This window comes from Streptomyces sp. RK9 (assembly GCF_045070545.1).
In the GTDB taxonomy this organism is placed as follows: domain Bacteria; phylum Actinomycetota; class Actinomycetes; order Streptomycetales; family Streptomycetaceae; genus Streptomyces; species Streptomyces alboflavus.
Map to the genome: position 1 here is coordinate 3708971 of NZ_CP173704.1, position 14307 is coordinate 3723277.

A 14307-nucleotide genomic window follows, 5' to 3' on the forward strand; every position below is an offset into this window, starting at 1 on the left:
GCGTGACAGGGGACGAGGGGTCGGTGACCGTTGACCGGGTCACCGGCCCCTCTTGGCTGTGCGCCCTTCGCTGTGCGCCCCGGCACCGGTGAGCCGCCGGACCCTCCCTGGATCGCCGCCGGACCCTCCCTCACCAGTTCGCCTCACCCGGGACGAGCCGCCCCGCCTTGCGGTACTCGCGGCGCGCGCCCTCAAGGAGATCGTCCGCGCCCACCGGCTCGTCCCGGCCCGCCGCGAGGTACGCGGCGGTGACCACCGCGCCGCGGATCGCCCCGCCGGACAGCTCGAAGTCCCGGGCGAGCGGCCCGGTGTCGAGGCCGTCCACACGCGGCACGTGCGCGAGGCCGTGCCGCCACAGGGCGAGCCGCTGCTCGGCGTCCGGGAAGGGGAAGTCGACCACCAGGTCGAGGCGGCGGGTGAACGCGTCGTCGATGTTGGCCCGCAGGTTGGTGGTGAGCAGGGCGATGCCGTCGAAGGACTCCAGGCGCTGCAACAGGTAGGCGCTCTCCAGGTTGGCGTACCGGTCGTGGGAGTCCTTGACCTCCGAGCGCTTGCCGAAGACGGCGTCGGCCTCGTCGAAGAGGAGGACGGCGTCCGTGCGGTCGGCCTCCGTGAAGATCCGTTCGAGGTTCTTCTCGGTCTCGCCGACGTACTTGTCCACGATCGAGGACAGCTGGACCACATAGAGGTCGACGCCCAGATCGGCGGCGATCACCTCCGCGGACAGCGTCTTGCCGGTCCCGGACTCGCCCGCGAACAGGCCGAGGACACCGCGCCCGCGACCGCCGCCCGCGCTGAGGCGCCAGTCGCCGAGGACCCGGTCGCGGTGCCGGGCGCGCAGGGCGAGCTCCCGCAGCTGGGCGAGTGGCCCGGCCGGCAGGACCAGGTCTCGCCAGTCCACCGCGGGCTCGATGCGGCGTGCGTGCTGTTCGAGCCCCGACGCCGACTGCCGACGGGCGGCGAGCCGGACGTGGGCGGCGCCGAGCGGCGTCCCGTCGAAGGCGGCGAGCGCCGCCGCGGCCCGGGCGGCCCGGCCCACGCGGTCGCCGCCGAGGTGGTACGGCGCCACGGTCCCTGCCAGGTCGAAGGCGTCGGCGCCGGGCCCGAGCGCGGCGCGCCACACGGCCGTTCCGCCCGCGGGGAGCCGGGGCGCCTGGAGCACCAGCGGGTCGTGCGCGGACCACTGCGGGTCGTACGGGCGGGGGTCGGCGAGCAGCACGGTCACGTCGGTGGCCGCGGTCAACTCCGCGACCATCGGGCCCGGCCGGTCGGGGAGGCCGCACACCACGACCGCCCGGCCGCTCAGCCGTGCCTCGCGCAGCAGCTCGGGCACGTGCTCGGCGGCGCCGGACCAGCGCAGCGCGTCGAGGCCCGCCGCGGGCAGGGCCGCCGCGAGGGTCGCCAGGGCGTCGCCCTCGCGGTGCTCCCGCAGGTAGACGGTGAGCGGTCCTTCGCCGAGCCGGGCGGCGAGCCGGTCGGCGAAGGCCTCGTCGTGCCCGGCGGCGGGCGGCGGCTTCGGCATCGGGGTCAGGTCGCCGAGGAGCGCGGCGTCCGGGGCGTCGTCGCCGAGGAGATGGGCGGTCAGGCGGTCGGGCACGCGCAACGCCCGGGACAGCAGCGGCCGGTCGGCGTCCTCGACGGTCAGCAGGCCGTGGGCGCGCAGCGGCGCCGAGGGATGGAAGCGGGCGCGGGCCGCCGCGAGGTGCGCGGGCACCCCGCACAGGTCGAGCGCGAGGCCCACGGTGGCGCGGCGGCGGCTCACGTCGTCGTTGAGGTAGCCGTAGAGCGGCTCGAAGGCGCGGTCGAGGTCGGGGGCGACGGCGATGAGCAGGACGGCCGTGTCCAGGTCGGTCAGCCGCGTCCGGGCGGCCGTCCGGGCGAGCCGGTCGTCGACGCCGTGCGGCCACCGGTCCAGGGCGCTTGGCGGGGCGTCTGTGCCGTCCGTGTCGTCTGTGTCGTCCGTGGCCTCCTGCCAGGTGCTCAGGAGGTGGCTCACGGCCTCATCGGGTACGTACAGGCCGCGCAACGGGTCGTGCGCGGTGGGGTCGTCCGTGGAGCGGTGCTCGACCAGGGCGGCCACCGTGCGGCGCAGGTCGGCGAGGCGGGCGAGGAGGGCGTGTGCAGGGTCCTCCGGGGACGAGGGATCCAGGGACGAAGGGGCCTCCGGGGACGAGGAATCCAGGGACGAGGGGTCCTCCACGAATGAGGCGCTCATGACCCCTCCGTACGCCGGGCGCCCGCCCGCTCGCCTTCCACCGCCTGCTCCTGCGCGGCACGGCCCGCCGCCACCTGGTGGGGCCGGTGGGCGCGTTCGGCCGACCGGGGCGGGCCGCCGTCCACGCCGCGTATCCGGATCGCCGCGCCCTCGGTGACCGGGGGACCGGCGTCGTAGTCGGGGACCGAAGGGACGGGCGCCGTCACCACGACGTCCAGGGAGGGCTTCAGCTCGCCGCCGAGCGCCGACCAGATGTCGGCGAGGGAGCGGGACTCCGACTGCGTGCCGCCCACCGTCACCGGCACCGTCAGGCCGAGGCGGCCGAGCGCGCCCGGGAGTTCGCGGGGGGACAGCAGCTCGTGGGGCAGCAGCGTCGCGAGGGCGGCGGACAGCAGCCTGTGCTCGTCCTGCGGGGTCTTCGTCCACGCCGTCACCAGGTACGAGAGCCGGAACCAGCGCGGCGGGCGACGGCGCCGCACCACGACGTCCCGCTCGTCGCGCACGGGGGAGTGGCCGCGCTGCCGTCGCGAGGAGTCCTCGCGGATGTCGTACAAGTAGGCGTTGATCACCGGGGCGTTGCGCCGGGCCGCCCAGTCACGGGTGGGGACGTCGAAGGACACGTCGATGCCGGAACCGGCCAGCGCCCCGCCGCGCAGCAGGCCCCTGAGGACCTCGTCCACCTCATGAATCACGCTCGTGCTCCCCGCTGCCGCCCGCCGGGGCCGGCCCCGCGCCGTCCCGCGACCGATCGTGCTCCCCGCCCGGCGCGGGCCGCACGCGCGCCGGGGACGACGGCGGGGCAGAGTCGCGTGCCTCAAAGTCCCACCCCGGGCGTCCGGCGGGTCCGCGCCCGCACCCGTACGGGATGTCCCCGGCCCGCACCCGTACCGGACGGCCCGTGCCCTCACCCGTACTCGATGAGCAGGGGCCGCTCCGTGATCCGCTCGCTGTCCCTGCCGTCGACCTCGCGGACCCGCCCGTCCAGGTACCGCACGGACGTCGCCCCGCCGCCCACCGGCACGTCCGCCGTGCCCGTCAGCGTCCAGCGCACGCGGGCCCGCCGCGGCGTGCCGTGCTCGTCGGGGATCAGGAACTCGCACTGCCAGACGTTCTCGGGCAGGGCTATCTGCACGCCGTGCCCGCAGGCGCGGACACGGGCGTGGGCCAGCCACTGCTGGAGGCGGCCCACGTACAGCCCGGCCTTCGCGGGCGGCTGGCCCTCGGCCTGGAGGACGACGGGGATCTTGCTGTTGCCCCAGGCGTAGAAGTACATGCGCCGCACCTGGCGCGCGTACAGGCCCGTCAGATAGAAGCGGACCGCGTGCTCGGCCGCCCGGTCCTCGGGCAGCGGATCGTTCAGGGGCAGGGTCTGGGTGCTGCCGGTGTTCCACAACGGCAGGTGGTAGCCCGCCCGTTGGAAGGTCCGCTCGACGCTCCGCACCGCCTCCAGCATGGTCTCCGGCGGATCCGTGACCCGGTGCTGGTAGAGCTTGACCCCGGCCGCGTCGCAGTACTGATAGCCGCCGAGCTCGGCGAACCGCAGCAGGAAGCGGTGCGCCGACGCCGTCCACAGCTCGGTGACGGAGGGGCAGACGACGGTCGCGTCCCTGTCGTGCTCCCGGATGACGCGGCTCGCGCGGCGGGTCATCTCCACGAGCGTCCGGACGCTGCCGTTGTAGTGGTGCTCGTGGTTGCCCATGACCCACAGTTCGTACGCGTCGATACGGCCGCCCGCGTGCCGCACCAGCGCCCGTACGAAGGCGTCCCAGTCGTCGAGGTCGTCGGGCGGTGCCGCGCGGGAGCCGTCGCCGTACGCGGCCTTGCGGGCGTCCGGGGCGGCCCAGGCCGGGGTGGCGCCGAAGACGAACAGGGCGGGCAGGCCCGCGCGTTCGGCGCCGCCGAGCAGCCGGTCGAGCGTGGACCAGTCGAACTCGCCGCGCCGGGGCTCCAGTTGGGCCCAGCGTGTCTCGCTGTCCCACAGCCGCACCGCGCCCACCCGGAACGCGGGCATGGCCCCGCTGAAGCTGTTCATGGTCACGCCGAACAGCGCCGGATCGACGGGGAGCGGCGCCTGGGACCAGCTCGTCGCCCCGGCGGGCACCGGCACGTCCGGGGGGCCGCCCGCGTCCGGGGTGCTGGCGACGGCGGTGCCCAGGATGACGATCGCCAGGAGGAGGGCGAGTGCCAGGTGCCGTGCGGGTGGGCGGCGGCGCGGGGGCCGGACTTCCGGGACGCGGGTGGGCGGGTGCGGAGGCGGGCGGGTTCCTGGGGCGGGGTCCGCGCCGGACTCGGTCGCCGGTGCCTCGCCCGTCGCGGTCCGCCAGTACCGCAGCAGTTCGTTCAACTCGTCCGGACCGGCGCCGCATTCGGTGGCGATGCGCACGAGGAGTCCGTAGTCGCGCGGCACCGCCTTGCCGCTGCAGTACCGGTGCAGGGCGGAGCTGCTGGTGAAGACCCGCCGCCCCAACTCCTGGTAGCTGAGCCCGCTGCGCTGTTTCAGCCCCGTCAGCGCACCGGCCAGCTCGCGGACATCCCGTACCTCTGCCAAGTCCCCCACCCCCGTGACGGCCTTCCGGCTCGGGCACAGCATCCCACGCCCGTCCCCGAACGAGGCCGACTCGGCAGGTCAAGTGGGTGGGAGGCGTCCCCGGCCGAGTGGGGACGCCCGCTCGCTGGCCGGTCGGTGCCGGCCGGCGGCACAGTCGGTCCCGTCGTCGCCGGGAAGGCCGGTGGCGGTCACTCACGGATTCGGGGGATACAGCTGTGCCTTCAAGGACTTCAAAGACTCCAAAGACTTCAAGGGCAAGGGGCCGAGTGGTCACCGGCGTCGTACTGCCGCTGCTGCTCGCGACGAGCGCGGCGATGCTGACGCCGGGCAGCGCGTCGTCGGCGCCGGGCGAGGTCTCGCCGGCGGCGACGTACGGCGAGGTCGTGAACCGCACCAACAAGCAAATGGAGTTCGCGTCGTTCAGCGGCAGGGGACGCGTGCATCGGTGCGACGTCTGGAACAACACGGCCGACGCGCGCCGCGCGAACTTCGAGAACCTCAAGTGCAAGCAGCAGCCGCTGGATCCCGGCCAGGACGCCGGGGGCCCGGGTGACGGCGGTGACGTCGACGGCTTCACGTTCGAGCGGAACTCGTACTCGCTGCACATGATGCTTCCGCTGCCCACGATTCCGCCGGTGATCGTGTCCAAGGGGACGAAGAAGAAGGGCGTCTGGACCAAGATCACGGACTTCGACGACGCCTCCTGCTCGGGAACCGGGAGCAAGCCGGCGTGCCTCGTCACGATCGGCTGACGGCGGGGTCCCCGGCGCCGCGGGGCCGCCGGGGGCCCTCGTTCCGTCCGCCACGTGTCCCGGTGGGCCTCGCCACCGCCGTACTCCTCGTCGTATCGCTCGCCGCGTGCGGATCCCGGGCCGACGGGCCCGCCGCGACGGGCGGCCGCGACGACGCGCCGCGCCGCCTGAGCGACACCGAGCGGTACCGCCTGGCCCACGCGGAGCAGGTCCTCATCGCGGACTGCATGGCCGGGCGCGGCCTGCCCTACCGGGTGTGGCTGCCCCTGTCGGTGGCGGAGAGCCGCCCCGTCGGGCCGGTGCTCGACGATCCGCGCTGGGCGCGCGAGCACGGCTACGGCAGCAGGATCGAGGCGAAGGCCACCGAGGCCAAGCGGGAGAATCCCAACCTCGCTCACCTCAAGTCCCTGACGGGCGCGCGCCGCACCGCCTATCTCGACGCCTTGACCGGCGGTGCGGACGCGCCCGAGATGAAGGTGACCCTGCCGACCGGCGCCACGATCACCAGCAAGCTGGGGGGCTGTTCGGCGCGCGCCGAGAAACGTCTCTACGGCGATCGCCGGACGTGGTTCGCGGCCGAGAAGACCGCCTCCAACCTGACGCCCCTGTACGCGGCGAAGCTCACCCGGGCCCCCGCCTACCGAGCCGCGCTCGCCTCTTGGTCGCGCTGCGCCCGCACCCACGGCTACACCCTCGCCTCCCCGGCGGCGGCACGCGAACGGCTGCGCACTCGCATCCCGAAGCTGCCCGCCGACGCGCGCTTCACCGCCGAGGTCCGACTCGCGGTGACGGAGGCCCGCTGCGCCCGCGAGTCCCGCCTGCGCCAAGTCGCCCTACAGACCGAGGACGCCTTGCGCGCCGCGCTCCCACCGAAGATCCAGCGCGAGATCCACACCCACAGCCGCCTGCAACGAGCGGCCCTGGCCCGCGCCCGGGACATCGTCGGCACCACGTGACCACACCCCCCCGGACGCCACCCGCACACCACAAGAAACCCACACCACAAAGGAGCAGAACCGTCATGCGCCGAACTGCCATGCGCCGAACCGGAACCCGAACAGCCGCCGTGACACTGGGAGTCGCGGCCCTGGCCGTCATGATCCCGACGACCACCGCCCACGCGGGCCCGAACTGCAACGGCATCTACCTGGACAACCCGACGGACGGCAACGTCCGCGCCTTCGACGCCAAGGACTGCTACGGCGGCATGATCGCGGAAGACACCGACAACGACGTGAACTGGGACGAGGGCGGCGACGTCTACAACGCCAACGACCGCGCCGGCTCGGTCATGAACAACGGCTTCCCCGACACCTACGACATCGTCGCCTTCTACGAGCACTCCCACTACAACGGCGGCTACGCCTGCCTCACCCGCGGCGAGAAGTACGCCGACGACCTGGACCAGTCCACGGACGTCTACACCAACGGCGTGCGCATCAACAACACCATCAGCTCCCACCGGTGGGTGTCCAGCTGCCACTGGCTCGTGACCTGAGCAACCGCACCAGCGGCCGCGTGAAGTCGCCGTCCATCGCACCGAACAGCCTCTGCTGTTCGCTGAGTTGGACGGCGAAGCGACGTCGTGTGCTTCCGTGCGCTCCCCGGTCGGTCTTGATCGCCCCCGTGGCGCAGGGTGGAGTGGCACCAGATCTGAGCCGAGCGCCGAGAGGAACGGGACGGGTCATGGCCACGAACAAGCGCAGCCCTCAGGCAGGACCCCGCTGGGAGCGGGCCGTCGTCGTCGGTGGTGGGTACGCCGGGCTCGTCGCCGCGCGCGTCCTCGCCGACCACTTCGCCGACGTGCTCGTCCTGGAGCGCGACCCGGTGCGGCCGGACACGGGCGTGCACCCGCACATCCCGCAGGGCTACCACGCGCACGCGATGCTCGCGAAGGGCGGCGAGGTCCTCGAGGGCCTCTTCCCCGGGCTGCGGGCCGAACTCGCGGACCTCGGCGCACCCGTCTTCGACTACGGCGAGCGGATCAGCTTCCTGCTCCCGACCGGCTTCGCGCCGCGCGACCCCGTCGGGGTGTCCATCCAGACCTTCACCCGCGACGAGCTCGAACGGCGCCTGCGCCGGCGGGTGTCGGCGCTCACGCCGGTGCGTCTGCTCGGGGCCACGCACTGCGAGACGGTGACGGGGAGCGTCCCCGGCCGCCTGGACCGGGTGCGCTACCGCACGGCGGGCACCGACGACTCCGTCGAGGTCACCGCCGACCTGGTCGTGGACGCGTCGGGCCGTGCCACCTCCGTCGACCGCTGGCTCACCGACGCGAAGCTGCCGGTGTCCGCCAGGACCGTCATCAAGGCGAAGATCACCTACACGTCCGCGTGCTACGAACGCCCGCCGCAGGACCGCAGGGAAGGCCCGGACTTCGACGTCGCGTACCAGATGGCCTTCGCGCCCGGCGTCCCGCGCGGCGGGGTGGTCCTCGCCGTGGAGCACCACCGCTGGATGTGCTCCCTGTTCGGCTTCGACCAGCACGTGCCGCCCACCGACGACGAGGGCTACCTCGACTTCGCGCAGAGCCTCGACAACCCGCGCCTCGCCGAACAGATCAAGCGCGGCACCCGGCGCGGCGAGATCCACCGCTACACCAACCCCGGCAACGAGTGGCGCCTGCACCACAAGAACCCCCGCTGGCCCGAGCGCCTGATCGCGCTCGGCGACGCGGTCTGCGTGTTCAACCCCGTGTACGGACAGGGCCTCACCGTCGGCGCGCTCGAAGCCGAACTGCTCGGCCGCCTGCTGCGCCGCCGCCGGGGCGGCCCCTCCGGCCTCGACGGACTCAGCCGCGCCTACCAGCGCGGCGCGGCGCGCCTCATCAAGGTCCCGTGGACCATGGCCAGCAGCTCCGACCTGATGTGGGCCCCCGGCAACCAGCCACTTCCCGCCCGCTTCGCCCACTGGTACAACGAGCACGTCTTCGCGCTCGCCGTGGCCGATCCGGACGTATGGGCCAGGTTCGTCCGCGTACTGAACATGTCGGCGCCGCCCACGCTGCTGTTCCACCCGGCCGTCCTCACCAAGGTGGTGCGCCGCGCGCTCACCCGCCGCGCGAGCTGAACCCACGGCGCGGGGGAGCGGCCTCGGCACTGGCTCGAAATCGATCATGAGATGATCATGAACGGCTCGTCAGATGTATACCTTTGCCATGACTTTGCGTAATTTCCTTCCCCTGAACTGCGCCGCGACCGCTCTCGCCGCGGCGCTCTGCGCCTCCCCGGCCGCCGCCGCGGAGGCGTCGGCGCCCCGCGCGGCCGACCGCGGCGCCGCCCCCGCCGAGAACACGCTCTGCGTCTACAGCACAGAGATCACCGACAAGACCACCGGCGGCTACGTCTGGGACGTGGGCACCCGCGCCCACGCGCTCTGGAAGTCCGACGACTTCCAGAGCAAATACGGACAGCTCTCCTACGGCGAGCAGACGAACAAGCTCCTGTACGAACTCAACGTGAGCCAGCACGTCTTCGGCCACAGCTGGCTGGTGCACTTCAACTCCGACGGCGCGTTCCGGCGTCAGCTCGCCGGGGGCGGCACGGCCCGCTACGACACGTACTCCTTCCAGCCCGAGGACCCCGACGGCCGCAACGGCGACGGCAGCCCGGTGGACGGCATGTCCGTCAACTACACCGGCTACGACATCAACGCGCCCGGCAAGCCCCTCGTCGAGTGGGACCGGCCCAGCCGCAAGCAGGACCGCGACGGCGCGTACGCGCCCCGGGCCGCCCGCTGCAAGACGCTCAGCGCCACCCAGCAGGCCGCGTTCGACCGGGAGATCGCGCGGCGCAAGCAGGTCGACGAGAAGTACACGCTCCTGCCGAGCTGGAAGTACCTCCTGACCGGCGGCTGGGCCGGCACCCCCGCCCGCAACTGCACGACCTTCGCCCTCCAGGTGTGGGACGCCACGATGGCCGACGCCCCGGCCGAGCGCATCGACCCGACCCTCCCCCTCCCCGCCGGCGACCTCAACCGGCGCGGCGCTCAGGTGGTCAAGGACCTCACCCAGAGCGAGTACTCGGCGTGGATACCGGCCCTCGCAGGCAAGTGGATCCACGAGAAGAACGGCGACCGGGACGAGAACGACGAGGTGCCGCGCTTCACGGACGACCACCTCGCCCCGGCGAACAGCCCCGCCGGAGCCCGGTCCGGGAGCTAGACCGCGGGCGGCGCGCAGCCGCGACTTGTCGATTATCGATATGGCCCGCTACCGTGGCCATATCGAAAATCGATAGGGAGGGATGCGATGAACACGCGACTCACGAAGACCCTGGCCTCGGTGACCCTTCTGCTCGCGGTGCTGAGTGGGCTCGCCTTCATCGGCAAGGGGATCACACACATGGCCGACGACGGGGCGGTCTGCGTGGAGACGGGCTTCTGGGCGAACACCGAGGTGGCGCCGGACTCCCTCCCGATCGAGAAGGGCGTCGAGGCGACCGGCAGCGGCACCCGGCTCTGCCAGGACGACCCCTCCGTGGGCCAGCGCGCCGCCGACCTCGGGGGCGAATTGCCCTGGCTGCTCTTCGGCTCCGTCGTGCTGCTGCTCTTCTCCCGGCTCCTCGGCGCCGTCGTGGACAAGGGGCCGTTCACCGAGACGGTCGCGCGACGGCTCTCCACGCTCGGCTGGGTCGTCACCGCGGGCGCCCCGCTGGCCAGCCTCGTGGTCGGCTCGTCGCGCTCCTGGCTCGTCGGGAGCATGGCGCCGGTCGCGGGTTCGGGCCTCGAGATGTCCGGGACCCTCGAACTGGTCCTCGCAGGTCTCGCCGCGGTCGTGATGGGCAAGATCATGCGGGAAGGTGTACGGATGCGAGAGGACCTCGAAGGGACCATCTGATGCCCGAGGAGGAACTCCACGCGATCCGCATCCACCTGGACCGGATCCTCGCCGAGCGCGGCATGACCCTGACCGAGTTGTCCGCACAGGTCGGCATCACCGTCGTCAACCTGTCCGTGCTCAAGAACGGCCGGGCCAAGGCCATCCGCTTCTCGACCCTGTCGCGGATCTGCGAGGTCCTGCGGTGCCAGCCGGGGGACCTGATCACCCACGACCCGGACGAGCCGCCCTAAGTCGGCTCGTCCGGGCGGGGACCCCGTACCGGAAATGGTGTGCGGGAAGCCGTGGTGCTCGGCTCCAGGAAGCGACTTGGCTTCAGGAGGCGACTCGGCTTCAGGAGGCGACCCGTTCCCCCGACGGCTCGGCGACCACGATCTGGATGTGGCCCGGGGCGTACTTGCGGGACTTGGCGACCATCTTGGCCAGGTCGAGCTTCTGCCGCTGGACGGCCACGTACATCGGCGCCGGCATGGCCGGGTGCGCCGGCGGGACCTCGGCCCCGGCGGGCAGCCGCGCGCCCTCGCGCAGCCGGGCGCCGATCAGGGCGTGCTCGCTGTTCGGGGGCGTGGCCACGACGAACTGGGTGACGTCGTTCCAGGGCAGCAGCACATGACCGACCCGCACTCCGGCGGCGTCGAACTGGAACAGGATGCGCTTGGAGTCGAACCAGGAGGAGATGAACGGGATCGCGGCGACGATCACCACACCGCCCTTCATGTCGAGCGCCCAGCCGAGGAGCACGGCGAGGAGCACGACACCTGCGATCGCTCCCCACAGGCCTGCCAGGTCCTGGGGTGAGAACGGGCCCGTGACCTTGTAGCGCTCCCAGCGCCCGCGGCGCGCGGGCTGGTTCGGATTCGACATCGGTGTCCCCCTGAAGTGATGGCGCGGTGCGTCGGCGTACGCGACGTGCTCGATGTACGCGCGGTGCTTGACCCAGGCCGGTGGCCTGAAGATCACAGTCGGGGACCTTAGTGACGTACGGGCGCGCTGGCTTGGACAAATATGACCTGCGCGGCACAGGCGCCCATGACCTGCGCGACGCAGGCGCTAGAGCGGGACCGCGCCCTCCGCCGGGCGCGCGGCGGCCATCGCGCCGGGGGTGACGTCGGCGAGGGCGCGGAACTCCCGGTTCAGATGGGCCTGGTCGTAGAAACCGCAGGTGGCGGCCACGTCGTCGAGGTCGCCCTGCGCGCGGGCGAGCAGCCCCGCGGCGCGGTGGAAGCGCAGGACGCGGGCGGACATCTTCGGTGTCAGGCCGATCTGCTGGGTGAAGCGGCGGACCAAGTAGCTGTGGCTCCAGCCCACTTCGGCGGTGATCCGGGCGATCGGCATGGCCCCGCCCGAGCGGGAGAGGAGGCGCCAGGCGTGGCTCACCTCGGGCGCGGGGTCCGGGCCGCGATCGAGGCGGGCCAGTAACGCGGCGTCGAGGAGGTCGAACCTGGCTCCCCAGTCGCCGGTCGCCGCGAGGCGCTCCACCAGCTCTGCGGACCGAGGGCCGAGGACGTGGGGGAGCTCGACCACCTGGTTGGTCAACTCCCGCATCGGCATGGCGAAAAGACGGTAGGCGCCGAGCGGCGTCAGCTCGATCCGGATCGCCTCCTGGCCGCCGGGGTGGTCGAGGACCCGGGGCCCGTCCTCCAGCCCCGCTATCAGCGAGCCCACCACGTGCTCGGCGGGGCCCGCCTGGTCCAGGCGGCGGACCTGGGCGAAGGGCGCCCCCAGGCTGATCACCAGGACGGCGCGGCCCGTGGGGACGAGCCGGACCCGGAAGGGCGAGACCGTCGCCTCCCAGTACCCGGCGTAGCTGTGCAGGAAGGGGCGCAGCGCGGGCGGCCAGGGCCGGGTCACGCGCCACCTGCCGCCGCCCACCCGGGTCATGCCGACGTTCCGGCCCCCGGCGATCACGCTTCCTCGCATGCCGCGCTCCTCCCGTGACGGTCAGCGGGTCCCGAGGACGCGGAACTCGTGGCCGTCCGGGTCGGCCATGCACCGCCACGGGACGTCGCCCTGGCCGGGGTCGATGTCGGTCGCGCCGAGGGCTCGCAGCCGGGCCGCCTCCGCCTCCTGGTCGTCGCCGGAGTACGGCAGCAGGTCGAGGCGGAGACGGTCCGGCACGGTGCGTCCGTCGGTGGAGCGCAGGAACTCCAGATACGGGCCGACGCCCTGGGCGGAGCGCAGCGAGGCGTGCTCGTCGGTGACCTCGTGCACGGTCCAGTCGATCGCCTCGCCCCAGAACCGGGCCATGGACCGCGGGTCCGCGCAGTCGACCACGATCGCGGCGATCGGCCCGGTGCCCCGGTAGATCTCCCGGGGTTCCAGGACGCAGAACTCATTGCCCTCCGGGTCGGCGAGGACCGTCCACGGCACCTCGCCCTGGCCCACGTCGACGGGCGTCGCGCCGAGCGCCTCCAGGCGCGCTACCAGCTCCTCCTGATGGGCCGCCGAGGTGCTGGCCAGATCGATGTGCAGCCGGTTCTTCGTCGCCGTCTTCGCCTCCGGCACGGTCACCACGTCGACGCGGACGGCGGTCGCGTCCGGCCACACGAAGTCCCCGCCGGGCGCGACATCGGTCACCCCCGGCGCCTCGCTGGAGACACCCCAGCCGAGCGCCTCGGCCCAGAACCGCCCGACCGCCGAGTCGTCGAGCGCCTTGAAGTTCACCTGCACGGGTCGCAGTGCCATGCCGAGGAGCCTATGCCGACGCGCCGTGCACCGGGCCGTGAGGGGCACGGTCGTCGGGCGGCTCAGGTGAGGGTGCGCGCCCACGGGGCGGCCCGGTCGGCGGACGCACGGGCGGCGCGGGCCCGGCCCCGTGCGTACCGCATGCGTGAACGGCCGTCGCGGCCGGGTTGAGAGACTCGCGCCATGGGATCTTGGGGAACCTTGGGGCCGGCGCTGCTGTCCCTGGCCGGTGTCGCGCTCGGCGCGGGCGGCACGATCGTCGGCCAGTACCTGGTGTCGCGGGCGAGCGACCGCCAAGTGGAAGTGCAGGAATCGGCGGCGCACCGCGCGGAGTTGAAGGGCGTGGTCCTCAAGTTCCTCGGGATCGCGTCGCGGCTGGAGAAGGCGGCGCTCGCCCGCCCGGACGGCGGCGGCACGGTCGACGGCGCGGCGCTCGACCGCCTCGTCGACGACCTGTGGCTCGCCCAGGCGGAGATCGATCTGGCGGCCGGGAGCGAGCCCTTGCGGGGGGCCGCCTTCCGCTACGCGTCCCGTCTGACCGAGGCGGCTCGGGGCGAGGTGACGGACTCCGCCGCGCTGCGCGGGCCGCAGGCGCGGTTCATGGACGCGGCGTACGACGACATGTGGCCCGGGCGGCGGCGGGCGACGGGGGATCCGGCCGCTTCCCGCTGAGGGGGCCGGGCCGCTCCCCTGCAGGGGGCAGTCCTACTTGCCCGCCCCTGGGGAGGCCGGGAGGTCCCCGTACGACTCCAGGACGGTGCTCATCGTGGCCGCGAACCGCTCACGCTCTTCGGGGTCCAGGGCCTGGAGCAGGCGGGCCTCGTTGGCGATGTGCAGGGGCAGGACGCGGTCGATGACGTCGAGGCCGTGGTCGGTGAGGCGGATCTTCACGGAGCGCCGGTCGCCCTCGGCGCGGGTCCGGACGACGAGCCCCTTGCCCTGCATGCGGTCGACGCGCAGCGTGATGGCACCGGTGGTGACGAGGGACGTCTTCAGGAAGGCGCCGGCGGTCAGCTCGTAGGGGGCGCCCGAGCGTCGGAGGGTGGACAGCACGTCGAACTCCCCGGGTTCGAGGTCGTGGCCCGCGAGGAAGTCCTTGATCTCCTTGTCCCACATGCGGGAGATGCGCAGGAGTCTGCCGACGATGCCGACGGGCCAGAAGTCGATGTCGGGGCGCTCCCTGCCCCACTGCTCGATCACCGCGTCCACCGCGTCCGTCATGGGCACCTCCGAGCCGACCGACCGTCCCGTGGGACGTTCCCCGCACTTT

15 protein-coding genes are annotated in these 14307 nt (G+C 73.1%); 8 read left to right on the forward strand and 7 right to left on the reverse strand.

The genetic code is table 11. The features are described 5' to 3' along the window. Positions 1-130: 130 nt before the first annotated feature. The 3 genes from AB6L24_RS36230 to AB6L24_RS36240 form a co-directional block, all read right to left on the reverse strand. Positions 131-2215 (reverse strand): ATP-binding protein, encoded by a 2085-nt coding sequence (locus AB6L24_RS36230; RefSeq protein ID WP_405662590.1) that lies wholly within the window; start codon positions 2213-2215, stop codon positions 131-133. Then, entirely contained in the window at positions 2212-2907 is a 696-nt protein-coding gene (locus tag AB6L24_RS36235) for a DUF4255 domain-containing protein (protein ID WP_405662593.1), read from the reverse strand. The genes AB6L24_RS36230 and AB6L24_RS36235 overlap by 4 nt, the downstream gene beginning before the upstream one ends. Before the next feature lie 212 nt (positions 2908-3119). Further along, a complete protein-coding gene (locus AB6L24_RS36240; protein WP_405662594.1) occupies positions 3120-4763 on the reverse strand; it encodes a helix-turn-helix domain-containing protein in 1644 nt (547 codons plus the stop codon). A 266-nt stretch (positions 4764-5029) separates the two neighbouring features. Here AB6L24_RS36240 and AB6L24_RS36245 point away from each other — a divergent pair, with 266 nt between their 5' ends. From AB6L24_RS36245 to AB6L24_RS36275, 7 genes are all read left to right on the forward strand, one after another. Next, positions 5030-5515, forward strand: a complete 486-nt coding sequence (locus AB6L24_RS36245; RefSeq protein ID WP_405662596.1) for a hypothetical protein — start codon at positions 5030-5032, stop codon at positions 5513-5515. 62 nt (positions 5516-5577) lie between these two features. After that, on the forward strand, positions 5578-6471 hold the full coding sequence (locus AB6L24_RS36250; protein ID WP_405662598.1) for a hypothetical protein: 894 nt from the start codon (positions 5578-5580) through the stop codon (positions 6469-6471). A gap of 110 nt (positions 6472-6581) precedes the next feature. Further along, complete coding sequence (locus AB6L24_RS36255; protein WP_405662600.1) at positions 6582-7013, forward strand: hypothetical protein; 432 nt, start codon at positions 6582-6584, stop codon at positions 7011-7013. Positions 7014-7201: 188 nt separating this feature from the next. Then, positions 7202-8584, forward strand: coding sequence for an NAD(P)/FAD-dependent oxidoreductase (locus AB6L24_RS36260; RefSeq protein WP_405662603.1), 1383 nt, complete (start codon positions 7202-7204; stop codon positions 8582-8584). Between the two features lie 88 nt (positions 8585-8672). Beyond that, positions 8673-9677, forward strand: coding sequence for a hypothetical protein (locus AB6L24_RS36265; RefSeq protein ID WP_405662606.1), 1005 nt, complete (start codon positions 8673-8675; stop codon positions 9675-9677). An 87-nt stretch (positions 9678-9764) separates the two neighbouring features. Beyond that, a complete protein-coding gene (locus tag AB6L24_RS36270; protein WP_405662609.1) occupies positions 9765-10352 on the forward strand; it encodes a DUF2975 domain-containing protein in 588 nt (195 codons plus the stop codon). Next, positions 10352-10585: a helix-turn-helix transcriptional regulator gene (locus AB6L24_RS36275; RefSeq protein ID WP_030360097.1), complete on the forward strand. Its 234-nt coding sequence runs from the start codon at positions 10352-10354 to the stop codon at positions 10583-10585. Before AB6L24_RS36270 ends, AB6L24_RS36275 begins: the two co-directional genes overlap by 1 nt. A 100-nt stretch (positions 10586-10685) precedes the next feature. Here the strand turns inward: AB6L24_RS36275 and AB6L24_RS36280 are convergent, their stop codons facing one another. The 3 genes from AB6L24_RS36280 to AB6L24_RS36290 all read right to left on the reverse strand — a co-directional run bounded on the left by AB6L24_RS36280 (position 10686) and on the right by AB6L24_RS36290 (position 13037). After that, a complete protein-coding gene (locus AB6L24_RS36280) occupies positions 10686-11312 on the reverse strand; it encodes a hypothetical protein (protein WP_405662612.1) in 627 nt (208 codons plus the stop codon). A 90-nt stretch (positions 11313-11402) separates the two neighbouring features. Then, complete coding sequence (locus AB6L24_RS36285; RefSeq protein ID WP_405662614.1) at positions 11403-12272, reverse strand: helix-turn-helix domain-containing protein; 870 nt, start codon at positions 12270-12272, stop codon at positions 11403-11405. 21 nt (positions 12273-12293) lie between these two features. Then, positions 12294-13037, reverse strand: a complete 744-nt coding sequence (locus tag AB6L24_RS36290; protein WP_405662616.1) for a VOC family protein — start codon at positions 13035-13037, stop codon at positions 12294-12296. Positions 13038-13220: 183 nt separating this feature from the next. On the opposite strand from AB6L24_RS36290, the gene AB6L24_RS36295 reads away from it, so the two are divergent. Next, positions 13221-13709, forward strand: a complete 489-nt coding sequence (locus AB6L24_RS36295) for a hypothetical protein (protein ID WP_405662618.1) — start codon at positions 13221-13223, stop codon at positions 13707-13709. A 33-nt stretch (positions 13710-13742) separates the two neighbouring features. Here the strand turns inward: AB6L24_RS36295 and AB6L24_RS36300 are convergent, their stop codons facing one another. Then, the gene (locus tag AB6L24_RS36300; RefSeq protein WP_405662620.1) at positions 13743-14258 is read right to left on the reverse strand and encodes a MarR family winged helix-turn-helix transcriptional regulator; all 516 of its coding nucleotides are present in this window, start codon (positions 14256-14258) and stop codon (positions 13743-13745) included. Between the last annotated feature and the right edge of the window lie 49 nt (positions 14259-14307).